Origin of the sequence: Neisseria sp. HMSC064E01, from assembly GCF_001808875.1 — a bacterium.
Taxonomy (GTDB): Bacteria; Pseudomonadota; Gammaproteobacteria; order Burkholderiales; family Neisseriaceae; genus Neisseria; species Neisseria sicca_A.
In genome coordinates, this window is sequence record NZ_KV794973.1 from 1 (window position 1) to 282 (window position 282).

General features: G+C 53.5%; 1 pseudogene. It reads left to right on the forward strand.

Annotated elements, in window-relative coordinates:
- Positions 1–282: pseudogene (locus HMPREF2572_RS12165) on the forward strand (type IV secretion protein Rhs); the annotation flags it as partial.

The window sequence follows — 282 nt, forward strand, 5'->3', positions numbered from 1 at the left end:
GACGACCCCAAAACTCAAGGTCGTCTGAAATCCCCCGCCAAGCCCAACCTTACCGCCGGCAACCGCCTCAAAGAATATAACGGCATCGAATACACCTACGACGCACTGGGCAACCTGATCTACCGCCAGCTGCCCAATGGCGAAAACCAATATTACCAATACGACCTAGAAAACCAACTCGTCCGCGCCGAAATCAAAAAAGCAGCCGGCAACACCGAGATTTGGGAATACGCCTACGACCCGTTCGGCAGACGCCTTTCCAAAGAACGCCAAGACAAACTC